This is a genomic window from Nonomuraea thailandensis (assembly GCF_024172165.1).
GTDB classification, from domain to species: domain Bacteria; phylum Actinomycetota; class Actinomycetes; order Streptosporangiales; family Streptosporangiaceae; genus Nonomuraea; species Nonomuraea thailandensis.
Window position 1 is genome coordinate 1,889,600 of the sequence record NZ_JAMZEB010000002.1, and the last position, 21,283, is coordinate 1,910,882.

Annotated in this window: 19 protein-coding genes; 12 read left to right on the forward strand and 7 right to left on the reverse strand. The window is 73.3% G+C overall.

Annotation, left to right across the window (positions count from 1 at the left end; all coding sequences use genetic code 11):
• Positions 1-26: 26 nt before the first annotated feature.
• Positions 27-692 carry a M15 family metallopeptidase gene (locus HD597_RS12720; protein WP_253742226.1) on the forward strand — a complete coding sequence of 222 codons (666 nt, stop codon included), beginning with the start codon at positions 27-29 and terminating at the stop codon, positions 690-692.
• Positions 693-805: 113 nt separating this feature from the next.
• Here the strand turns inward: HD597_RS12720 and HD597_RS12725 are convergent, their stop codons facing one another.
• Positions 806-1,027 (reverse strand): winged helix-turn-helix transcriptional regulator, encoded by a 222-nt coding sequence (locus HD597_RS12725; RefSeq protein ID WP_308210962.1) that lies wholly within the window; start codon positions 1,025-1,027, stop codon positions 806-808.
• Between the two features lie 45 nt (positions 1,028-1,072).
• Positions 1,073-1,279 (reverse strand): hypothetical protein, encoded by a 207-nt coding sequence (locus HD597_RS12730; RefSeq protein ID WP_253742227.1) that lies wholly within the window; start codon positions 1,277-1,279, stop codon positions 1,073-1,075.
• Between the two features lie 134 nt (positions 1,280-1,413).
• Between HD597_RS12730 and HD597_RS12735 the strand changes: the two genes are divergently transcribed.
• Positions 1,414-1,968, forward strand: coding sequence for an isochorismatase family protein (locus HD597_RS12735; RefSeq protein ID WP_253742228.1), 555 nt, complete (start codon positions 1,414-1,416; stop codon positions 1,966-1,968).
• 68 nt (positions 1,969-2,036) lie between these two features.
• Here HD597_RS12735 and HD597_RS12740 read toward each other — a convergent pair whose 3' ends face one another.
• A complete protein-coding gene (locus HD597_RS12740; protein ID WP_253742229.1) occupies positions 2,037-3,344 on the reverse strand; it encodes a vanadium-dependent haloperoxidase in 1,308 nt (435 codons plus the stop codon).
• Positions 3,345-3,669: 325 nt separating this feature from the next.
• Here HD597_RS12740 and HD597_RS12745 point away from each other — a divergent pair, with 325 nt between their 5' ends.
• On the forward strand, positions 3,670-4,023 hold the full coding sequence (locus HD597_RS12745; RefSeq protein WP_276082897.1) for a histone-like nucleoid-structuring protein Lsr2: 354 nt from the start codon (positions 3,670-3,672) through the stop codon (positions 4,021-4,023).
• Between the two features lie 305 nt (positions 4,024-4,328).
• Here HD597_RS12745 and HD597_RS12750 read toward each other — a convergent pair whose 3' ends face one another.
• A complete protein-coding gene (locus HD597_RS12750; RefSeq protein WP_253742231.1) occupies positions 4,329-5,174 on the reverse strand; it encodes an aminoglycoside adenylyltransferase domain-containing protein in 846 nt (281 codons plus the stop codon).
• 112 nt (positions 5,175-5,286) lie between these two features.
• Between HD597_RS12750 and HD597_RS12755 the strand changes: the two genes are divergently transcribed.
• From HD597_RS12755 to HD597_RS12775, 5 genes are all read left to right on the forward strand, one after another.
• Entirely contained in the window at positions 5,287-5,565 is a 279-nt protein-coding gene (locus HD597_RS12755; RefSeq protein WP_253742232.1) for a nuclear transport factor 2 family protein, read from the forward strand.
• 172 nt (positions 5,566-5,737) lie between these two features.
• Positions 5,738-6,340 (forward strand): peptide deformylase, encoded by a 603-nt coding sequence (locus HD597_RS12760; protein ID WP_253742233.1) that lies wholly within the window; start codon positions 5,738-5,740, stop codon positions 6,338-6,340.
• A gap of 453 nt (positions 6,341-6,793) precedes the next feature.
• The gene (locus tag HD597_RS65785) at positions 6,794-9,196 is read left to right on the forward strand and encodes a DUF4132 domain-containing protein (RefSeq protein ID WP_253742234.1); all 2,403 of its coding nucleotides are present in this window, start codon (positions 6,794-6,796) and stop codon (positions 9,194-9,196) included.
• Between the two features lie 58 nt (positions 9,197-9,254).
• Entirely contained in the window at positions 9,255-9,887 is a 633-nt protein-coding gene (locus HD597_RS12770) for a TetR/AcrR family transcriptional regulator (RefSeq protein WP_253742235.1), read from the forward strand.
• A 2-nt stretch (positions 9,888-9,889) separates the two neighbouring features.
• Positions 9,890-10,333, forward strand: coding sequence for an acyl-CoA thioesterase (locus HD597_RS12775; RefSeq protein WP_253742236.1), 444 nt, complete (start codon positions 9,890-9,892; stop codon positions 10,331-10,333).
• A gap of 93 nt (positions 10,334-10,426) precedes the next feature.
• Here the strand turns inward: HD597_RS12775 and HD597_RS12780 are convergent, their stop codons facing one another.
• Complete coding sequence (locus tag HD597_RS12780; protein WP_253742237.1) at positions 10,427-11,152, reverse strand: helix-turn-helix transcriptional regulator; 726 nt, start codon at positions 11,150-11,152, stop codon at positions 10,427-10,429.
• Positions 11,153-11,229: 77 nt separating this feature from the next.
• Positions 11,230-14,073, reverse strand: coding sequence for a methyltransferase (locus HD597_RS64405; protein WP_276082898.1), 2,844 nt, complete (start codon positions 14,071-14,073; stop codon positions 11,230-11,232).
• 98 nt (positions 14,074-14,171) lie between these two features.
• On the opposite strand from HD597_RS64405, the gene HD597_RS12795 reads away from it, so the two are divergent.
• From HD597_RS12795 to HD597_RS12810, 4 genes are all read left to right on the forward strand, one after another.
• Positions 14,172-14,795, forward strand: coding sequence for a TetR/AcrR family transcriptional regulator (locus tag HD597_RS12795; RefSeq protein WP_253742238.1), 624 nt, complete (start codon positions 14,172-14,174; stop codon positions 14,793-14,795).
• On the forward strand, positions 14,795-16,531 hold the full coding sequence (locus HD597_RS12800) for an ABC transporter ATP-binding protein (protein WP_253742239.1): 1,737 nt from the start codon (positions 14,795-14,797) through the stop codon (positions 16,529-16,531). The genes HD597_RS12795 and HD597_RS12800 overlap by 1 nt, the downstream gene beginning before the upstream one ends.
• On the forward strand, positions 16,528-18,480 hold the full coding sequence (locus HD597_RS12805; RefSeq protein ID WP_308210600.1) for an ABC transporter ATP-binding protein: 1,953 nt from the start codon (positions 16,528-16,530) through the stop codon (positions 18,478-18,480). Before HD597_RS12800 ends, HD597_RS12805 begins: the two co-directional genes overlap by 4 nt.
• Before the next feature lie 112 nt (positions 18,481-18,592).
• The gene (locus HD597_RS12810; RefSeq protein ID WP_253742240.1) at positions 18,593-20,305 is read left to right on the forward strand and encodes an N-acyl-D-amino-acid deacylase family protein; all 1,713 of its coding nucleotides are present in this window, start codon (positions 18,593-18,595) and stop codon (positions 20,303-20,305) included.
• Positions 20,306-20,397: 92 nt separating this feature from the next.
• Here the strand turns inward: HD597_RS12810 and HD597_RS12815 are convergent, their stop codons facing one another.
• Positions 20,398-21,222, reverse strand: coding sequence for a hypothetical protein (locus tag HD597_RS12815; RefSeq protein ID WP_253742241.1), 825 nt, complete (start codon positions 21,220-21,222; stop codon positions 20,398-20,400).
• Positions 21,223-21,283 lie beyond the last annotated feature (61 nt).

A 21,283-nucleotide genomic window follows, 5' to 3' on the forward strand; every position in this document is an offset into this window, starting at 1 on the left:
GAAAGGCGAGCGAAGGACCGTTGCACATGACAGATGAATCCATCGTGCTGATGTCGGATCGCCGGCTCCTGGCCATTCCGGTGATGGAGTGCGGTGAACCGCTGTTCGACCTGCGCAGGGTGCCGGAGCTGGCGCTCGACGGCCGCCAGGCCGACGACGCCGGCGCGTACGCCCGGCTGCGCATCGGCCTCGTCGATCGGCTGCTGTCGGCACAGGAACACCTGCCCGGGGAACACCGGCTGCTGATCGTCGAGGGCTACCGGCCGCTGACACTGCAGCGGCACTACTTCGACCGGTACGCCGCCGAGCTCCGCGACGCCAACCCTTCGTGGCCCGAGGAACGCGTCCACGTCCAGGCCGGCCGCTCGCTCGCGCCGCCCGAGGTGGCGCCCCACGTGTGCGGGGCCGCCGTCGACCTCACACTGATCGACGCCGACGGCGCCGAGCTCGACATGGGCACCCCCGTCAACGCCGGCCCGGAGGAGAGCGGCGGCGCCTGCTACACGCATCATCCGGCGGTCTCCTCCCGGCCGCGAGCCAACAGGCGCCTGCTCGCTCGGGCCATGAGCGCGGCAGGGTTCATCAACTATCCGACCGAGTGGTGGCACTGGTCCTACGGCGACAGGTACTGGGCGCTCACGACGGGCGCCCCCGCGTCCATCTACGGGCCGCTCGACTGGAACGGCTCGTAGGAACTGGTACGCCGGGGCCACCGTCGTGCTCCCCACTCCCGCAGCCGATGGGTGCGGTACGCCACACTACGGCGCGCCGGTATGCCGCCGGTATGTCGCGCGGGCGTGCGCGGTCAGGGGCCCGCGGCGGCTGGTAACCGCAGGTCAGGAAGGTGACCGGCCGGCGGCGCTGCGCCGCTGCGCCGCAAGCCCCCGCCGACCTCCTTCAGCCGCTGCGCGAGGAGCCGGTCGGAGATGCCGGGCACCGACAGGTGGTACTCGCTGAAGCGGCGGGCGCCGCGCTGCCCGGCGAGCAGGATCGCGCTGGTCCAGCGGCGGCCGACGAGCTCGGCGATGTGCTGGAAGCCGCGGCAGAGCCGATCACGTGCCCGCCCGCCGGGTCAGCGGGCGCGGCGTACGATCGCGTCGCTGATCCGGCGGGCCGCCTCCAGCTCGGGCGCCACCCACCGCATGCCCGTGTCGCCGATCTCCACCGGCTCGGCGATCGCCTGCGGCAACGGCCCCTCGTCCCGCCCGGCCTGCCAGGCGGCCGGGTCGGGCCGCTCCGGAAGGTGCCGGAACCGATCGATCTTCGACTCAGTGCTCATACCGGCTGAACGGCTCGTCCGAGCCGGTAGTTCCGGCGGGCAGGCGCGACGTCCCCGAGGCCGGCCGCGCACTTCCGGTACGCGGAGCCCCAGCGGTACGGTCGTGCACGACAAAGCACGATTAAGGGGGCAACATGACCACACTGGAGAACCGGCCGAAGACCGCGCTCATCGTCATCGATGTGCAGAACGGCGTCGTGGGGCAGGCACACGAGCGCGACGCGGTGGTCGCCAACGTGGCGAGCCTGGTCGACAAGGCCCGGGTCGAGCAGGTCCCCGTCGTCTGGGTGCAGCACAACGACGAGGAGCTCCAGCGGGAGAGCGAGGAGTGGCGGATCGTCCCCGAGCTGGGCAGGTCGGACGACGAGCCGCTGGTCGAGAAGAGCTACCCCGACTCCTTCGAGGACACCACGCTGGAGAGCGTGCTGGCGGGGCTCGAGGTCGGGCGGCTGGTGGTCGCCGGCGCGCAGACCGACGTCTGCATCCGCTCGACGCTGCACGGCGCGCTCGTCAGGGGGTACGACGCGATCCTCGTCAGCGACGCCCACACGACCGAGGACATGTCGAAGTGGGGCGCGCCCACGCCCGACCTGGTGATCGCGCACACCAACCTCTACTGGAAGTACCAGGCGGCGCCGGGCCGCACGGGCGGGACGGTCGAGACGAAGGACGTCGACTTCGCCGGATGAGCCCGGGGCAGGAAGCCGGAAGGTGACCCGTGGCCGCGCACCGGCGCCGGTGCGCGGCCACGGGGGTGTCAGCGCCTCGGCCGGAGCTCGTGGGCGACCACGTAGGCCGTGACGTTCCTCCCGATCCCGGCCCCCGCCACGTCCGCCGACCGCGTGTGGATGCCGCCCCACACCCGGGCCTCGATCACCTCGGCGAGCGCGTGCGAGAAGCCGCGGAAGTGCCGCGTGGTCCCCGAGTCGGCGCTGTAGCCGCTGAACGGGAGGTCGTCGCGCCCGAAGAAGTGGGTCAGCGCCGACATGCTCGCCGCGGTGAAGCAGGCGTGCCCGGAGGTGTAGTCGGGGTGCGGCGGCGTGACGAGCAGCGGCGTCCACTCGGGGTCGGGGGCCGTCGCCGGGTTGCCGTCGTCGCCGGCGAGCCGGATCGCGGTGACGGGCCGCCAGAAGTTCCACGCCGCCTTCTCGTTGAAGCAGGCGATGGTGGCGTCGGCCTCGGCCAGGTTCGTCATCGCGAACATGCGCGCCGTCCGCAGCGTGTCCAGCCGCTGGGACGCCGCGAGCTGCCGCTTGATCTCCCACTCGGTCAGCCGCCGGTCGTGCCACCAGATGGCGGCCTGCGTCTGGTCGGCCGTGCGGACGGTGCTGGTGGCCGAGCCGACCGTCTTGACCTCGTTCAGGTCGCGGGCGTAGCGGCGGCCGGTGAGCGCGGGTGGCCCAGAGGTCCGGAACATGGACGCGCTGGGGATGACGAACGGCCTGACCTGCCCGACCCAGGCGCCGTCCGAGGCGAAGGCGGGAGGCGTGGGCCGCCACTGCCCCGGCTGCGTGCCCACGGGCCAGGTCTGGCCGCCGAACGCCCCGTCGTCCTTCCGCGCGGCGATCATCGCACCGGCCGTGCGTGTGCCGATGGCGATGCCCTGCTGCTTGGCGCTGCCGTCGGGGATCTGTGCCAGGGCCTCGTCGTACTGGGCCCGCAGCCGGTCGCGCTGGGCGGGGAAGAGGGCGTCCAGCACGAGGTGGCCCGCGGTGGCGACGGCCGCGCTCGTGGACTCGCGCCCGCTGGCGCGCGGCGCGACCAGATATGGCTCGTACGGGGCGCCCGCGATCGCGTTCACCGCGTCGTAGACGGCCCCGTGCACCATCGCGAAGCTGCGCGCGGTGACCTGCGGCGGCTGGCCGGCGACCTCGTAGATGGCCGTCTGGGCGTTCCTGTCCCAGACGACGACCGGATCGGGACTCGTGGGCGCGCCGTCGGCCGCGTACCCGGCGGGCGGGCCGGCCCAGACGGCGGCGAGAACGGCGGCGACGAGAACGGCGGCGGCGACGGACAGGCGAGCGGTCTTTCGCGGCAGGGCACTTGCGCCCCATGACCTGTGCATGGCTGCAAATTACTTCGCCCGCCGCATTCATCACAGTGGCTGAGCGGTCGAAATGTCCAAATTGACATACCCGAAAAGCCGGGCCGGGAGACCTTCGGAGCAGGGGCGGCCGGGGTTCCAATGAAACGACCGGCGGCGCAATGCGGCACGGTTGAAGTCTGAATCTTCCGGTGCGGAGATTTATTTAGGTAGAATGACCAAGGCGAACTCATGCTGGTCCGCCTGTCCGCGCACAGAAAATTTCCGGTAAATCTCGATACGGCTTGACGGCATCGCGCAGAGCGCTACAGTACCGCACAACCTGGGGCTGAATTGGAGTGCCAGCATGGCCAAGAGGTTGATTGAAACGATCACGGACGACTTCGACGGCTCCCCCATGGAGGACGAGAACCCCGTCTCCTTCAGCATCAAGGGTGACCGGTTCGTCATGGATCTGAAGCCCGAGAACGAGGACAGGCTACGCGCGGCCCTGGCGCCCTTCATCGCGAAGGCGCGGCGCGACGAGACAACTGCCACGTCGCGGCCGCGCGGCCGCCGCACCGCCGGCGGCGCGACGCGGGCCATGAGCAAGGAGAAGAGCCAGGAGATCCGGCAGTGGGCGAAGGCGCACGGTCTGCCGGTCAGCGAACGCGGCCGCATCGCCTCTTCTGTGATCCAGAAGTACGAGGCCGCGCACTAGATTGGCCCGGGAAAGGCCTCTTCAATAGGGGGCCTTTCCTCATGCCCGCGGCACGCGGACTTTAGGAGACCAGGCATACGCGGAGGATAAAGCGCGCAGCCGCCGGGGGCGAGCCATTTCAATGGGGCCCTTCGGCCGTTCCCCATCCTGGCCCGTGACATTGACGACGCCCGCCCGGGCGTTCCCGTCCGGGCTCTCCGCCGAGCGGGCGGCCTTGGAAGATCGGGGACCGCGAGCACTTCCTGCCGGGCCTGTTCGCCGGCTGCGCCGGGCAGGAGCCGTGAGCCCGGTCCCGCGCAGGGCGATCACACTCTGGAGCCCGCGCTCGCGATCACCTCGCGCGTGAACTCGCCCGCCAGACGAGGCAGCGCACGCCGATCGCTCAGGGCCGTGCCGCCGCCGGCGGGCGCCGGCAGCCCGAGCCGCCGGGCCAGCGCGAGGCGGATCAGCGGATGCCAGCGCGCCCCGAAGGTGTCCAGCGCGTACGCCGCCGCGGCCTCCTTCGAGATCACCTCGCCCGTCACGACCGTGTGGTGCAGCCGGGGCGGGGACAGCACGGCGGCGATCGCCACCCGATGCGCCGGCTGCAGCGGCTTGCGCGGCGGCCTGCTCGACAGCGCTCTGCCGGCCCACGCGCTGAAGTGACCGCGCAACTGCCGCAGGCTCCACTCGCGCAGCCGCCCAGGCTCGGGGTCGAGGCCGAGCTCGCCCGGGGCGGGGCCGCGTACGGTGACGCCCTGGTCCAGGAGCACCTTCCACACCACCGGGTTCGCCTCGAACCCCCGCCCTCGCCTGAAGGACGGGCCGCTGTGCGAGGCGACCGGCCGGATGCGCGTGACCGGCTCGCCCAGGTCGCCCGCTGCGACGAAGACGCCGTTCAGCGTGCCCGGGATGGCCGGCCGGGCCCGGGTCAGGGCCTGCCAGGCCGCCGGCACGTTGCCGGCCTTGTGCAGCAGGGACAGCCGCCGCAGGTCACGCTCGCCGAGGTCGTCGTCCACCGTGGCGACGAAGTCGATGTCGCTGCGGCCTGCCTGCCAGGCGCCCAGCGCGACCGAGCCGACGACGTAGAAGCCGCGGATCCGCCCCGGGAGCAGCCGGTCGGCCACGGACAGGTAGCGGGAGACCGCACGTTCCACCTCGCTCGGGAGCATGGGGCAAAGGCTCCCACAACCGGCGGCACCGCGCGCCTGGCCGCGTCACAATTCGCGGCGCCGCCTCGTCGTACTGCCGAGAAGGACACCCCATCCAGCGAGCAGGAAACCGATGAACGATTTTCAGGCCATCGCCGACCGCGTCGAGATCGAGGCGCTGCGCGGCGAGTTCACCGATGCGGCGATGATGCGTGACTACGACCGCCTGGCGTCGCTGTTCACGCCGGACGGCGTGCTGCGGATGCCCGACATCCCGGCCGAGCTCGCCGGGCCCGAGGAGATCCGCGCGTGGGGGCGGCGGGTGCCGGGCTTCGTGGAGTTCCTGGTGCAGACGACGCATCCGGGCGTCATCCGGATCGAGGGGTCAGGTACCACGACACCACGCCGCTGACGGGCTCACCGCCCGAGGCCGCCGAGCCCGCCCCGTGAGCGGGAGCCGAAGGGGCAGGGGGTGGTGCGCCATGGCGCACCCATGCTCTACCGTCTGCTGAGCGACCGATGAACGCCCACCGCGCGGAAGGACTCTCTCGCATGGAACACGAGCACACGGCGGGAGGCGTGCGATGAGCGGCGCGGCGAAGCTGGTCGAGCAGGTGCAGGCCCTCCTGGCGGCGCCCAGACCCTGGTCCGTCACGCAGGTCGGCGACCCGGTGCTGCGCCGCCCGGCCGAGCCGTACGACGGCCAGCTCCCCGACGCCCTGCTGCGCGAGCTGCTCGACGCGATGTTCCGGCACCTGCCGGGCGTGGGCGTGGGGCTGGCCGCTCCGCAGGTCGGCATCCCCCTGGCGCTGGCGGTCATCGAGGACCCCGCCGAGGTGCCGGCGGAGATCGCCGCCGAGCGGGAGCGCGCGCCGCAACCGCGGCTGGAGCTCGTCAACCCCGTCGTGACCCCTCTCGGGTCGCGTTACCGCGCCTTCTACGAGGGGTGCCTGAGCGTCGAGGGGCTGACCGCCGTCGTCGCGCGGCATGCGCTGGTCCGGCTGTCGGCCGCCGACGGCGGCGGGCGGCCGTACGAGCTGGAGCTGTCCGGCTGGCCGGCCCGCATCGCCCAGCACGAGACCGACCACCTGAACGGCGTCCTGTACCTCGACCGGGCCGAGCCGCGCTCGTTGTCCACCGTCGCCAACCACGAGCGTTTCCAGGCCCCGCGCCCCGGCGCCGGGTGAACGGCGCCCGCCACGTGCGACGCCCCGCGGACGGGGCGGACTGCGGGACGGCGCCCGCTACGCGCGGCGGCTCGCGGACGACGGGCCTGCCTGGGAAGATCACCATTCCCGCTGGGCCTGCTCCCTGCCTCGGGCGCGGAACGCCGCATCGGCACGGTCCTCTCGATCCCGGGCGGCCCAGGGGCGTCCGGGATCGACGACCTGAAGCAGTTCCACGGGCGGTTCGCGCGGCTGCGCGACCGGTTCGACGTGGTGAGCCTCGCGCCGCGCAACACCGTCGAGCCCGGCGGCGCGCTGCCGCCGCCGGGCACCGTCTGCCGGCCCGAGTCCTGACCCGGGGATCGCTTCGAGCCGGGCAGGAGCCGATGAGGAAGAGAGCCGCGCGGAGCGCGGGACCGCGCGCGGCCTGCGGCGATGTGCTTTTGTCGGTCCGGTGCGGCACTCTGCTGACCCGTGAACGTGATCGACCTGCTCTCCCCGGAGGCCCGGCACCTCCACCGCCACCTGACCGAGCCCGGCATCGGCTACCCCGACCCGTGGCCTGACGCGTCCCGGCTGACGGCGGCCGACCTGGGGCATCTGCTGCCGCTCGCCTACCGGACCAGGGGCACGGGCCCCGCCTTCTCCATGCGGTGCGCCGTCGAGGACGAGGTCAGGCGGCGGCAGCCGGAGTTCACCCCCGAGTCCTGCCTCGCGCTCTACGAGGCGCTGGCCGACGGGCTGGGCAGGCGCCGGTGGGCCGACGTGTGCCTGGCGGCGGGCGCGCTGCTGCGCTGCCCCGGCGGGGCGCCGCGGGCGGAGCTGGCCGGGATCGCGCGGGTGCTGACCGGGTTCATGGTGGCGCACTCGCGATTCGAGGCGCCGTACGCGCTGCTGGCCGTGGCCGCGGTCGCCGGGATGGACGTGGAGGGCGAGCCGATGGACGAGGCGCCGGGGTCGCTGGCGGTGGCCGAGCGGGAGGTGGTGCTGGGGCTCGATCCGGCGGGCCGGGCGCTGGTGGCCGAGGTGGGGCCGCGCTCGTACGGGTCGCCGCCCGAGCTGCCCGGCGTCTGGGAGCGGCTGGCGGCGCTGAGGCCGTACGCCGGCTTCGCCCGTTCCGCGCTGGAGGCGGCCGAGGCGCGGCTGGCCGCGATCCACGCGGGGGAGCTGCCGTACCGGGCCGACAAGGCGTTCAGCGCGGCCGAGGTGCCGGCGCTCGGCCGGGCCGCGCGGCTGGCGCTGCACTGCGACGCGCCGTGGCTGCCCGAGCTGCTCGGCAGCCTGCTGGCCCGGGTGGCCGTCGCGCCGACGAAGGCCAAGACGCTGCCGTCGCAGGCGCTGCTGTTCGAGCTCGGCAGGGCGGTCGGGCGCTTCCCGACGCCCGAGGCCGTCACGGCGCTGCGCGCGGCCCGCGCCGCGACCCGGCACGCCGGGGTGGTCAAGCAGCTCGACCGCATGATCAAGAAGGCCGAGCCGGGGCTGGCCGACCGGGTCGAGGTGGCCTTCCGCATGCCGGACCTGGGGTTCGGGCCCGGAGGGCGGCTGGAGGTGCCGCTGGGGGAGCACACGGCGGTGATCGCGCCCGGCGCGGGCGGTGAGTTCGAGCTGGGCTGGTGGCAGGGCGGCAAGGCGCTCAAGAGCGTGCCGGCGGCGGTGCGCAGGGAGCATCCCGAGGAGGTCAAGCGGCTGCGCGAGCTGGTCAAGCAGGTGCGGCGGCAGGTGACGACGCTGTGCCGGGCGCTGGAGGCCGGGTTCGCGGGGGAGATGTCGTGGCCGTACGGGACGTGGCGCGAGCAGGTCGCCGGGCACCCGATCGCGGGCACGGTGGTGGCCCGGTTGATCTGGGAGGTGGAGACCGCTCCCGGCGAGTGGCGGGCCCTGCCGCCCGCGTTCGCGCCGGAAGCCGGCCTCGACGGGCTCGACGGGCTCGACGGGCTCGACGGGCTGGGCGAGCTCGGCGGGCCGGGCGGGCCGGAGGGTGAGGGGCGGCGGGTGCGGTTGTGGCATCCGGCGCGGGCGGGCGCCGAGGAGGTGGCCCGCCGGCGGGAGGCCGTGACCGAGGGGCGGGTCAGGCAGCCGTTCAAGCAGGCGTTCCGCGAGGTCTACCCGCTGACTCCGGCCGAGGAGGAGACCGCCGCCTACTCCGACCGCTTCGCCGCGCACGTCGTCGACTACCGGCGGCTGTACGCGATGTTCCGCTCCAGGAACTGGGAGTCCAAGATGCTCGGCCCGTGGGACGGCGGCGACACGGACGCCGCCACCCGCGTGCTGGCGGAGGGCCGCTGGCGGGTGTCGTTCCACCACGACTACCTCTACGACGAGCCGGGCGAGTACGCCGGCACCGACCAGGTGCGCTTCCACCGGCGCGGCGACGAGGGCGCCTGGCGGGAGGCGCCGCTGGCCGAGGTGCCGCCGCTGGTGTTCAGCGAGGCCATGCGGGACGTGGACCTGTTCGTGGCGGTGACCTCGATCGCGGGCGACCCCGGCTGGGCCGACCGCGGGCACGACCGCCACCTGGCCTACTGGCGCGACACCTCCGCCGGCCCGCTGCAGCCCTCGGGCGAGGTGCGCCGCGACGCCCTGGCGCGCATCCTGCCGCGCACGGCCATCGGCGGTCGCTGCACGCTCACGGACCGGTTCCTGGTCGTGCGCGGCGACCTGCGCACGTACAAGATCCACGTGGGCAGCGCGAACGTCCTCATGGACCCGGGCGACGTCTACCTGTGCATCGTGCCCGAGCGGGGGCGGGACGAGCGGCTGTTCCTGCCGTTCGAGGAGGACGACCGGCTGGCGCTCATCCTCAGCAAGGCCCTCCTCCTGGCCAGGGACACGGAGATCACCGACGAGAGCATCCTCAGGCAGATCAAGGGCGGGTGAGGTGCGCATCGCCGCTCCCAACTATGCAAACGACCGATCGTTCGTATAGTTTGGCGACATGACGCAGGACGGCCGGCGGCTGCGCGGGTTGCGCAGCCGGGAGGCGATTCTCGAGCGGACGGTGGGCCTGGCCTCGGTCGAAGGGCTGGACGGGCTCTCGCTGGGGCGGCTGGCGACGGCCACTGGCACCAGCAAGTCCGGATTTTTCGCTCATTGGCGCGACAAGGAGCAGTTGCAGCTCGACGCCGTGGAATGGGCCGCCCGCCAGTGGAAGGAGCACGTCGTGGCCCCCGCCATGAGCGCTCCCGCCGGGGTACGGCGGCTGTTCGCGCTGCACGAGGCGCGGCTGCGGTTCTACGGCGACGGCGTGCTGCCGGGCGGGTGCTTCTTCTTCACCGTGCAGGCCGAGTTCGACGACCGGCCGGGAGCCGTGCACGACCGCGTCGCGCGGGCCATGCGCGAGTGGCAGGAGTTCATCCAGCGGCTGGTGACGCAGGCCAAGGAGCTGGGCGAGCTGGTGGACGGCGCGGATCCGGCGCAGCTCGCGTACGAGATCGACGCGCTCGGGGAGATGGTGATCATCCACTCCCGCCTGCATGACGGGCCCGCCGCCCTCGGCCACGCCCGCCGCGCCGTCCTGCAGCGGCTGCGCGCGCTCTGCCCTGAGCCCGCACTTCTCCCGGAGGATTGATCATGATGATGGAAGACGGCGTGCACGAGCCCGTCCAGGTGCATTTCGACGATCTCGACGCCATGGGCCTGTTGCACAACTCCCGGTACGCGTTGCTCGTCGAGCGGGCCATCGGGGCGTACTGGCAGCGGCTCGGCTGGTCGCCCGACGCGGCTCGGTCGGTGTTCAAGGACGTGTTCCTGGCGGTGCGGGAGTTCAAGGTGACCTACCACGCGCCGATCGTGGGGGCGGGCGAGCCTCTGGTGCACTTCTGGATCGAACGGCTGGGCCGTACCAGCGGGGTGTACGGGTTCCGCGTGTTGTCCCCGGACCGGGAGGTGGTGCACGCCGATGGTTACCGGGTGAACGTCAACCTCGATCCGGCCACGCTGCGGCCCACCCCGTTCAGCGACGAGTTGCGCGGCGCCGCCGAGCCCCTGATGCGCCACGCGGCAGCGGCCTGCTGACGTTCGGGGCGCCGGCCGGGCCGGCAGGTGGCGCAAGGCTTCCCGGGGGCCGGTGGCGTCGGCGCGAGGACGAGCCCGCCACGCCGGGCGGGCTCATCTGGCCGTTCCCCGCAGGTAGGCGAGCACCGCCAGCACGCGCCGGTTGTCGTCGGCCGTGGCCGGGATCTCCAGCTTGGCGAACAGGCTGGCCACGTGCTTGCCCACGGCCGCCTCCGTGATCGACAGCGCGCGGGCGACGGCGCTGTTGGAGCGTCCTTCGGCGATCAGCGCGAGGACCTCGTGCTCCCTCGCGGTCAGCCGGTGCGTCGGCTCGGTGACCTCCCTGGCCCTGGCCCATGTCCGCTCGAACAGGTCGATCAGGGCGGTGATCAGGCTCTGCTGCCTGATCAGCAGCGCGCCGGGAGCGTAGGCGACGGGGGTGGGCCGGAGGAAGGCCACCGTGCGGTCGAAGATGACCAGCTGCTGGATCGGCTCGTCGACCACGCGATGCAGGTCGCCGGCGGCGTGCAACTGCCTGATCCGCGCGGCGTGGAGCGGCTTGGCCAGCACGTCGGCGTGCACGATCGTCCGCATCCGCATGCCGCGCTCCAGGGCGTCCAGGTTCTCGCGCCGGGTGGTGCGCTCGTCGCGCGCCGTGTCGGCCAGCCCCACCGGCTGCATGGCGCGCAACTCGTCGGCTGAGGCGGCGGCCTCGGAGATGCGCTGCCGGACGAGCGGGCTGTCCGCCAGCCGTTCGACGTCCACGGGGAGCCCCCGCAGGTCGTTCACCACCTCTTCGAGCCGCCGGGCGAGCTGGGCCAGCGCCGCGCTCTCTTCCACAGGCCTCCCTCCGCGCACGAACCCTGCCCATGCTAGACAAATCCGGGCCCTTGATCAGACAGGGGCATTCTGTTGATCTACTTTGTAAAGGGCGCGGGCCGGGTGGGAACAGGGCCGTCCGCCAGGTCGAAGCAGAGCACGACCTCGCCGAGGGCCGCCCCGTCTCGCATCGACGCCAGGGCATCCCGTACGCGGGCCGCGGGGTAGGCGCCGTACGGCAGCGGCCGACACCAGTCCTGCGCCGTTCCGGTCATGACCTCGGCGAACACGTCCGGATCAGAGGGATTCGCGGCGCCGGGCTCCACGTACCGCCCGTCCGGGGACAGCGCGCGGTCCCAGCCGGACGGAGCGGGCCCCGCCATCACCTCGGCGCCCCGGCCGCCCGTCAGCTCCAGCATCCGGCGGGGTGCGTCGGGGGCCAGGGCGTCGAGCACGTGCCACGCGCCGAAGGTGAGCAGGAGGTCGCGCTGGGCCGGGGTCCGGGCGGCGGCTACGACGCGGGCGCCGCAGTGGCGGGCGTGCCGCAGGGCGGCCAGGCCGAGGCCGGTGGCGTCGTCGTGCAGGAGCAGGGTTTCGTCCGGTGAGAGCTTGGCCTCGATGGTCAGGGCCAGGTGGGCGTGCAGGTTCGGCAGGGGGGTGGTGGCGGCCTCGGCGTCGGTCGTGCCCGCGGGGACGGTGGTCAGGAGGCGTGCTGAGGTGAGGACGTGGGAGGCGGGCGCGCCGGGAGCGAGCCCGGCCACGCGGTCGCCGGGTCTGATGCCGGACACGCCGGCGCCCACGGCGGTGACCAGGCCGGCGCAGGACCACCAGCCGTGCGGGGGTCCGGTTCGCCGCGGCCTGTTTCCCGGGGGGCGGGGCAGGGTGGCGGCGCGTACTTCGAGGGCGACCATGCCGGGGCCGGGGGGTGGGGGTGGGGTGGTGCGGGTCCATGCGGGGCCCGCGGGTTCGAGGTCGAGGACGTAGGGGGTGGGAGGGGTGTGGGGCACCTCGCGGATGACGAAGCGGCCTCTTGGGGTCAGGACGATCTCGTGCTCGTCCGGGGTGGGGTGGAGGAGTTCGTGGGCGAGCCTGCGGGCGTCGGCGGCGAGGGTGTCTCCGGGGTGGAGGGTGATGCGGGGGAGATGGAGGGCGGGATGGTCGCGGGCGATGGATGTGGCGGCCTCGTGGATGGTGGTGTCGGCGGGGGCGTGGGGTCGTCCGGCGGTGGAAGGGCGGGTCACGACGTACAGGGAGCGCCTGACGGATGCGGGGAGCACGTCGAAGGCCCGTGCGATGGCCCTCAGCGCGCCCGAGCCCGAGCCCGAGCCGGCGCCTGCGTCCGCGTCCGCGCCTGCACTCGGATCTGCGCCTGCGTTCGTGGGCGTGTGAGGTGGCTGGGCGTCGGCGTGTGAGGCACGTTCGGCGGGCACGAACGTGACGGCCACCCTCTCGTCGGCCGGTCGGCCGGACACCAGCTCCTTCCACCGTTCCGGCCCCTGCCCGGCGAGCACCGCGACCGCCCGCCCCGTGCTGCCCGTGCCGCTTCCGGCCGCGTTGCCCGTGCCCCCTCCGGTGGTGCCGGTCGCGGCGGTGGCGGCGGGTTCGGCAGGGACGGCGGCCAGGTCCGGTGCGGTCAGGAGGCGGGCGACCGCGTCGGCCAGGGGAAGCTCGTCCTCGGATTCCGCGGCGATGATCCAGCGGGTCCTCGCGGCGGCGGCCGGGAGCGGGCGGGGACGGGTGCGGGCGCGGGGGCGGGCGGCCAGGAGGACGGAGAAGGTGTCCCGGCCGGGCCGGGTGTCGTCGCCGGCCCGGGCGATGTGGGTGAAGCCGCACTCGCGCAGCAGCGGCGGCCACTGCTCGCGGCGCAGCAGCATGGTGTGGGGCCGCAGGGGGTCGTCCTCGGCGGGCCAGGCGTGCTCCAGCGTGCCGAAGGCGCCGAGCAGCAGGCCGGGTTCGTGGGTCTCGACGGCCAGCAGGTGCCCGCCGGGTGCGAGCAGGCTGCGTACGCGGTCCAGGGCGGCGGGCAGGTCCCGGGCGGTGTGCAGGGCGTTGGCGGCGATCACGACGTCGTGGCCGCCGGTGGTGAGGCCCTGGGAGGTGGGGTCGGCGTCGAGGTCGAGCCGATGGTGGTCGAGGAAGTCGTGGCCGGGGAAGCGGCGCCGGGCGGCGGCGCAGGCGAGGGGGCTGGGGTCGGTGGAGGTGTAGCGGGTGAGGTGGGGTGGCAGGAGCGGGAGCAGGGCGGCGGTGGTGCCGCCGGTGCCCGCGCCCACTTCCAGCACCCGCAGCGGGCGGTCGCCGGGCCAGGCGGCGATGATCTGGGCGAGCAGGGCCCGCGCGACGCGGTTGGTGAAGCGGCACACCGGCGCGACGTCGTACAGGTGCTGCGGGAGGCCGTCGCCGAGCAGGTCGAGGGGGTCGCGCTCGCCGCGGAGGACGGCGGGCAGGTGGCGTCCGGCGCGGGCGCCGAGCACCACTTCGGCGAGGTGGGCGGGGTGCCGCTGGAGGAGGACGCGGGTGAGCTCGTCGGGGTCGGCCGGTTCGGTCAGACGCCACCTGTCCGGCGGGCAGGGGCGGGCCAGGTCGTGTTCGTGCAGGAGGCGCAGGAGGGTGGTGACGAGGCGGCGGTGCCGGGGCTGGACGCCGGCGCCGATGAGGTCGTCCAGGGTGAACGGGGTGGTGGCCGCGGCGGGGAGCAGGCGGGTGAGGGCGGCGGAGAAGCGGTGCAGCAGGGCGTGGCGGGCCTCCGGGAGGTAGCGTTCGTAGCGGGAGGCACGCCAGGCCGCGCGGATCCGCTCGATCTGCTCGCCGGCGCGGGCGAGGATCACGCCGGGCATGGGCAGCGCGCACGTCTCGTCCCCGCCCGGTGCGTACGGGGCGGCGCGGAGCCGGGTGCGGCCCAGGGTGATCGTCGGCGGCTGCTCGGCCTCGAGTTCGCAACGCATATGACTACTGTGCGTGCCCAAAGGGCCACATTCCCGCCCGCTGTCCTCGCCATAAAACCACTTGAATGAGTGAGTACTCGCTCATTACGCTCCGGGGCATGAACAAGAGGCGGAGGGTGCCGGCGATGGCACCGGAAGACCGCCGGGCCGCGCTCATCGCCGCCACCATCCCGCTGCTGCGGGAGTACGGCGCCGCGGTGAGCACCCGTCAGATCGCCGAGGCCGCGGGCGTGGCCGAGGGCACGATCTTCGGCGTCTTCCCCGACAAGGCGACGCTGCTGCGGGCGGCGCTGATGAGCGCCTTCGACCCGCGGCACGCCGTGGACGCGCTGCGGGCCATCGGCACGCGGGCCGGGCTGCGGGAGCGGCTGCGCGAGGCGGTCGCGACGCTCCGGGCGGGGATGACGGCCAACGCCAACCTCTTCGCCGTGCCCCGGGAGCTGATGGCCGAGGACGCCGAGTTCGGGCAGCGGATGATGGAGGGCCGGCGCCGTATCAAGACCGCGCTGGCCGCCCTGATGGAGCCCGACGGCGACCGGTTGCGGCGCTCGCCCGAGGCCGCGGCGCAGCTGCTGCTCATGCTGACCGCGGTGTCCGTGCACCGCGGTTTCGACCAGGGCGGCGACTTCGCGGACATGGAGGACGAGGAGATCGTCTCCGTGCTGCTCGACGGGCTGCTCGTCAGGCCCTTACCAGACCCCCACCGAGAAAGCCCCTGCTGATGCTGCTCCGTCTGCTGCGGGTCCAGCTCAGGCCGTACCGGAGAGAGATCACGCTCGTCGTGCTCTTCCAGTTCGTGCAGACGCTGGCCACGCTCTATCTCCCCGCACTCAACGCCGACATCATCGACGACGGCGTCGTCAAGGGCGACACCGGTTACATCATGCGCATCGGGCTGGTGATGCTCGGTGTGACGCTCGTCCAGATCGCCTGCGCGACCGTGGCGGTCTACTACGGCGCCCGTACCTCGATGGCCCTGGGCAGGGACCTGCGGGCCGCGATCTTCCACCGGGTGCAGGACTTCTCCGCGCAGGAGGTCGGCAGGTTCGGCGCGCCGTCGCTGATCACCCGGACCACCAACGACGTGCAGCAGATCCAGATGCTCGTGCTGATGGCGTTCACCATGATGGTGGCCGCGCCGATCATGTGCGTCGGCGGCATCGTGCTGGCGCTGCGGCAGGACGTGACGCTGTCGTCGCTGCTGCTGGTGGCGCTGCCGGTGATGATCGTCGTGGTCGCGGTGATCGTCGTGCGGATGCGGCCGCTCTTCCGGACGATGCAGGAGCGCATCGACCGCATCAACCAGGTGCTGCGCGAGCAGATCACCGGCATCCGGGTCATCAGGGCGTTCGTCCGCGACCGGTACGAGCGCGAGCGGTTCGCCGCGGACAACGACCGGCTGACCGAGGTGTCGCTGCGGGTGGGGCGGCTGATGGCGCTGATGTTCCCCACGGTCATGCTGGTGGTGAACGTCTCCAGCGTCGCGGTGGTGTGGTTCGGCGGCCATCGCATCGCCGACGGGGCCATGGAGGTGGGCGCGCTCACCGCCGTCATCTCCTACCTCATGCAGATCCTCATGTCGGTGATGATGGCGATGTTCATGTTCATGATGATCCCGCGGGCCGAGGTGTGCGCCGAGCGCATCGAGGAGGTGCTGGCGACCGAGCCGACCGTGCACCGGCCGGCGGATCCCGTCGTGCCGGAGCGCCATGACGGCGAGCTGGAGCTGCGGTCGGTGGACTTCCGCTACCCGGGCGCGGAGGAGCCGGTGCTCTGCGGCGTGAGCTTCGCGGCGCGGCCCGGCCGTACCACGGCGATCATCGGGAGCACGGGCAGCGGGAAGACCACGCTGCTCAACCTGATCCCGCGGCTGTTCGACACGAGCGCGGGGGAGGTGCTGGTGGACGGCGTGAACGTGCGCGACCTCGACCAGGCCGCGCTGTCGCGGGCGGTCGGCCTGGTGCCGCAGTCGCCGTACCTGTTCACCGGCACGGTCGCCTCGAACCTCCGTTACGGCCGGCCGGACGCGACGGACGAGGAGCTGTGGCGGGCGCTGGAGGTGGCGCAGGCCCGCGCGTTCGTGGAGGCGATGCCGGGCGGGCTGGAGGAGCCGATCTCCCAGGGCGGCACGAACGTGTCGGGCGGCCAGCGCCAGCGCCTGGCCATCGCCCGGACGCTGGTGCACCGGCCGGAGATCTACCTGTTCGACGACTCGTTCTCGGCGCTCGACTACGCCACCGACGCGCGGCTGCGGGCCGCGCTGGCCGCGGAGATCGCCGACGCCACGATCGTGATCGTGGCCCAGCGGGTGAGCACGATCCGCGACGCCGACCGCATCATCGTCCTGGAGGACGGTCGCGTGGCCGGCAGCGGCACCCATGCGGAGCTGATGGACGGCTGCCCGACGTACCGGGAGATCGTGCTGTCGCAGCTCACGGAACAGGAGGCGGCAGCGTGACGACACAGGCGCCGGCGCGGCGCCCGCAGCCCGGGTTCGGCCCCGGGCGGATGATGGCGGGGCCGGCCGAGAAGGCGCACGACTTCGGCGGCACGCTGCGCGAGCTGATGCGGCTGCTGCGTCCCGAGCGGGCGATGCTGATCGTCATCCTGGCGCTGGGCACGGCCGGGGTGGCGCTGACCGTGGCCGGCCCCAAGCTCCTCGGCCACGCCACGGACCTGATCTTCACCGGCATCATCGGGGAGCAGCTGCCCGCGGGGGCCAGCAAGGAGCAGGCCGTGGCGGGGCTGCGGGCCGGCGGCCAGGACACCTTCGCCGACATGGTGGCGTCGATGAGCGTCGTGCCGGGCCGCGGCATCGACTTCACCGCCCTGGCCCAGGTGCTGGGCTGGGTTCTGGCGCTCTACCTGGTGGCGGCGCTGCTGGGGATCGTGCAGTTCCGGATGACGACGGTGGTGGTGCAGCGGGCGGCGGCCCGGCTGCGCGAGCGGATCGAGGACAAGCTGGCGCGGCTGCCGCTGAGCTACCTCGACGGCCAGCCGCGCGGTGAGATCCTCAGCCGCGCCACGAACGACACCGACAACATCGCGCAGACGTTGCAGCAGACGATGAGCCAGCTCGTCTCGTCGGTGCTGACGGTCGTGGCGGTGCTGGTGGTGATGTTCTGGATCTCGCCGGTGCTGGCGCTGATCGCGCTGGTGACGGTGCCGGTGTCGGTGTACGTGACGGCGGCCGTCGGCAAGCGGGCGCAGCCGCAGTTCGTCAAGCAGTGGTCCTCGACGGGCAAGCTGAACGGCCACATCGAGGAGATGTACGGCGGGCACACGCTGGTCAAGGTGTTCGGCAGGCAGAAGGAGGCGGCCGGGACCTTCGAGGAGCACAACCAGGCCCTGTTCGCCTCCAGCTTCCGCGCCCAGTTCATCTCCGGCGTCATCCAGCCGGCCATGATGTTCATCGGCAACCTCAACTACGTGCTGGTCGCCGTGGTGGGCGGGCTGAAGGTGGCCTCGGGCTCGATCTCGCTGGGCGACGTGCAGGCGTTCGTGCAGTACTCGCGGCAGTTCAGCCAGCCGCTGACGCAGCTGGCCGGCATGGCGGGCCTCGTGCAGTCGGGCGCCGCCTCGGCCGAGCGGGTCTTCGAGCTGCTGAAGGCGCCCGAGCAGTCGGCCGAGCCGGCCGAGCCCGTGCGGCCGGAGGCGGTCAGGGGGCGGGTGGCGTTCGAGAACGTGTCCTTCAGGTACGCCGAGGACCGGCCGCTGATTGAGAACCTGTCGCTGACCGTGGAGCCCGGCCAGACGGTGGCCATCGTGGGCCCCACCGGAGCCGGCAAGACGACGCTGGTCAACCTGATCATGCGGTTCTACGAGGTGACGGGCGGCCGCATCACGCTCGACGGGGCCGACATCGCGCGGATGTCGCGGGAGGAGCTGCGCGCCGACATCGGCATGGTGCTGCAGGACACGTGGCTGTTCGGCGGCACGATCGCGGAGAACATCGGCTACGGCGCGGAGGGCGCCACGCGCGAGCGGATCGAGGCCGCCGCCCGGGCCGCGCACGTGGACCGCATCGCGCACACGCTGCCCGACGGTTACGACACGGTGATCGACGAGGAGGGCGCGGCGGTCAGCGCGGGGGAGAAGCAGCTCATCACGATCGCGCGGGCGTTCCTGTCGGAGCCGGCGATCCTGATCCTGGACGAGGCGACCAGCTCGGTCGACACCCGGACCGAGGTGCTCATCCAGCGGGCGATGCGCTCGTTGCGCGAGGGGCGGACGAGCTTCGTCATCGCCCACCGGCTGTCCACGATCCGCGACGCCGGCCTGATCCTGGTGATGGAGGACGGGCGGATCGTCGAGCAGGGCACGCACGAGTCGCTGCTGGCCGCGGGCGGCGCCTACGCCCGGCTGTACTCGGCCCAGTTCGCCCAGGCCGTCGCGGAGGTCGACTGAGGGGCGGCGGCCGGACACGCCTGGCGTGCCGCGGTCCGGCCGCCGCCCCATGTCGTAGGGTGATCGCACGATCGCCCACCGTACGCGACAGCCGAAGGACACGATGTTCGACTTGATCATCAAGGGGGGCCGCTGGTTCGACGGCGCGGGAAGCCCGTCAGCGCTGCGCGACCTGGGGGTGCGGGCCGGGCGGGTGGCGGCCGTCTCGGCCGAGCCGCTGCCGCAGGCGGGCTGCCGCCGGGTGCTCGACGCGGGCGGCTGCTGGGTGCTGCCGGGCTTCCTGGACGTGCACACCCACTACGACATCGAGGTGCTGCTGTCTCCCGGGCTGCCCGAGTCCGTCCGGCACGGCGTCACCACGGTCGTGCTCGGCAACTGCTCGCTGTCGGCCGTCTACTGCGCGGCCGACGACGTGGCCGACCTGTTCAGCCGGGTGGAGGCGCTGCCGCACGCCGCCGTGCTCGACGCCCTGAAGCGGCACCGGAGCTGGTCGGGCGCCGACGAGTACGTGCGGGCGCTGCTGGCCCGCCCGCTCGGCCCGAACGTGGCCGCCTTCCTCGGCCATTCCGACCTGCGCGCGTACGTGATGGGGCTGGGCCGGGCGGTGGGCGCCGATCCGGCGTCGGGCAGGGACCTCGACCGGATGACGGCGCTGCTCGGCCGTGCCCTGGACGCGGGTTTCCTCGGCCTGTCCACGGTGACCAGCACGCACTGCCGTCTCGACGGCGAGCGGTTCCGCTCGGCGCGGCTGCCGTCCACGTTCGCGGGCTGGCGCGAGTACCGGGCGCTGCACCGGGTGCTGCGTGCCCGCGGCCGGGTGCTGCAGAGCGCCCCCGACCCGGCCAGGCCGGGGGACAGCCTGCTGTTCTTCCTGGCCAGCGCCGGGCTGGGGGTGCGGCCTCGGCTGAAGACGTCGCTGCTGCCGGCGCTCGACTCCGGCGCCTCGCCCGTGGTGGCGCGCCTGACCACGCCGGTCAACCGGCTGCTGGGGGCAGAGGTGCGCCGGCAGCACCTGCCGATCCCGTACGAGCTGTACGCCGACGGCATCGATCTGGCCATCTTCGAGGGGTTCGGCGCCACGGCGGCCGCGCTGCACCTGCGGCAGGAGGCCGAGCGGGCGCGGCTGCTGTCGAGGCGGGCGTACCGGCGGTGGTTCCGCCGCGACTACGACAGCCGGTTCCGGCACCTGTACGACGCCGACATCCTGGCCTGCCCCGACGAGGGGGTGGTGGGCCGCTCGTTCGGGGAGGTGGCGCACGCGCGCGGACGGCATCCGGCCGAGACGTTCCTCGATCTCGTGGTCGCCTACGGTTCGCGGCTGCGCTGGCGCACGACGGTCGCGGGCGGGCGGCCGCACGTGCTGGACCGGCTGGCCGGGGATCCGGCGGTGCTCCTGGGGTTCGCCGAGTCGGGGGCGCACCTGCGCAACATGGCCTGCTACAACTTCCCGCTGCGGCTGCTGCAGCGCGTGGTGGCCGCGCAGGCGGACGGCCGTCCGTTCATGACGGTGGAGCGGGCGGTGCACCGGCTGACCGGCGAGCTGGCCGACTGGTTCGGGCTGCGGGCGGGCACGCTGCGGGCGGGTGACCGGGCCGACCTGGTGGTGGTCGACCCGGCCGGGCTCGACGACCGGCTGGCCGGCTACCACGAGGCGCCCATGCCGGACTTCGGCGGCGTGCGGCGCATGGTGAACCGCAGCGACGCCGCCGTCAGGGCGGTGTGCGTGGCGGGCGAGCCGGTCTTCGAGCGCGGCGCCTTCGCCGCCGGCTACGGCAGCGCGCGACGCACCGGCACGTTCCTGGGGGCGGACCGGCGGTGCGCGTGAGGCGTCAGGCGGACCGATGGCGTGCGTGAGGCGTCAGTCGGACTGCCGGTGCACGTGGGGCGTCGAGCGGACCGCCGGAACGCCAGAACGCCTCACGGCGTTCCCGGCTCCGTCGGCAGCGGCACGGGCGTGACCGGCCGGGCGCGCGGGGCGGCGAGGTCGTGGGCGGAGCGGGCCAGCCAGGCGGCCGACAGCACGCCGGTGGCGGCGGAGAGGCTGTAGAAGAGGCTGCCGGTGTCGACGAGCAGCCAGCCCAGCGCGATGACCAGCATCGGCAGCACCAGGGATGTGATGCCGTACAGGTAGGTGACGAACGGCCAGCGGTCGTCCCACCGCTGCGCGCGCAGGACCAGCACCATCCACACGAGCTGGCCGACCGCGCAGATCAGGGTGAGCCCGCCGGGCATGCCCAGGTCGAACTCGTCGGACACCGCGACGACCGCGCCGCCTCCGAACGCCAGCACGCCGGCGGCCAGCCCCAGGCCCGCGTACTCCAGGCTCTCTCCCAGCACGGGCTGGAACAGCACCGCGACCGCGAGCATCAGCAGGGAGTCGAGCACGAGCGACCACCATGGCCGGTCCGGCACGAGGGGGTAGAGGAGCCAGGAGGCCGCCGCCGCGTACAGCGCCACGCGCAGCCGCCGCTCCTGCGCGGTCAGCTCGGGAGGCCGCCCGGCGCGCGGCCCGCGCAGGCACTCCCACAGCGCGCAGGCCCAGGGCAGGCCGATCAGGACGAGGGTGGCCACGTTCGCCGGGGTCGCCTCGACGGTCTCCTCCACCTCCGCGAACGCCGTGATCCGCCACAGCGGGGCGACGTCGCCGGTGGTCAGGGCGATGGCGGCGGTGATGAGGAGCGCGGCGGCGTACAGGGCCGTGACGGTCAGCGCGGGGACGCCTAATCGGTGATGACGGGGCACGGGACACTTCCTGGGGGGCAAGATCGGATTCGAACGCCTCACCCTAGCGAAACGCCGAGGC

Coding starts and splice junctions, on each gene's coding strand:
- HD597_RS12720 (WP_253742226.1), top strand. CDS start 27: ATGACAGATGAATCCATCGTGCTGATGTCGGATCGCCGGCTCCTGGCC.
- HD597_RS12730 (WP_253742227.1), bottom strand. CDS start 1,279: ATGAGCACTGAGTCGAAGATCGATCGGTTCCGGCACCTTCCGGAGCGG.
- HD597_RS12735 (WP_253742228.1), top strand. CDS start 1,414: ATGACCACACTGGAGAACCGGCCGAAGACCGCGCTCATCGTCATCGAT.
- HD597_RS12740 (WP_253742229.1), bottom strand. CDS start 3,344: ATGCACAGGTCATGGGGCGCAAGTGCCCTGCCGCGAAAGACCGCTCGC.
- HD597_RS12745 (WP_276082897.1), top strand. CDS start 3,670: ATGGCCAAGAGGTTGATTGAAACGATCACGGACGACTTCGACGGCTCC.
- HD597_RS12750 (WP_253742231.1), bottom strand. CDS start 5,174: ATGCTCCCGAGCGAGGTGGAACGTGCGGTCTCCCGCTACCTGTCCGTG.
- HD597_RS12755 (WP_253742232.1), top strand. CDS start 5,287: ATGAACGATTTTCAGGCCATCGCCGACCGCGTCGAGATCGAGGCGCTG.
- HD597_RS12760 (WP_253742233.1), top strand. CDS start 5,738: ATGAGCGGCGCGGCGAAGCTGGTCGAGCAGGTGCAGGCCCTCCTGGCG.
- HD597_RS12770 (WP_253742235.1), top strand. CDS start 9,255: ATGACGCAGGACGGCCGGCGGCTGCGCGGGTTGCGCAGCCGGGAGGCG.
- HD597_RS12775 (WP_253742236.1), top strand. CDS start 9,890: ATGATGATGGAAGACGGCGTGCACGAGCCCGTCCAGGTGCATTTCGAC.
- HD597_RS64405 (WP_276082898.1), bottom strand. CDS start 14,073: ATGCGTTGCGAACTCGAGGCCGAGCAGCCGCCGACGATCACCCTGGGC.
- HD597_RS12795 (WP_253742238.1), top strand. CDS start 14,172: ATGAACAAGAGGCGGAGGGTGCCGGCGATGGCACCGGAAGACCGCCGG.
- HD597_RS12800 (WP_253742239.1), top strand. CDS start 14,795: ATGCTGCTCCGTCTGCTGCGGGTCCAGCTCAGGCCGTACCGGAGAGAG.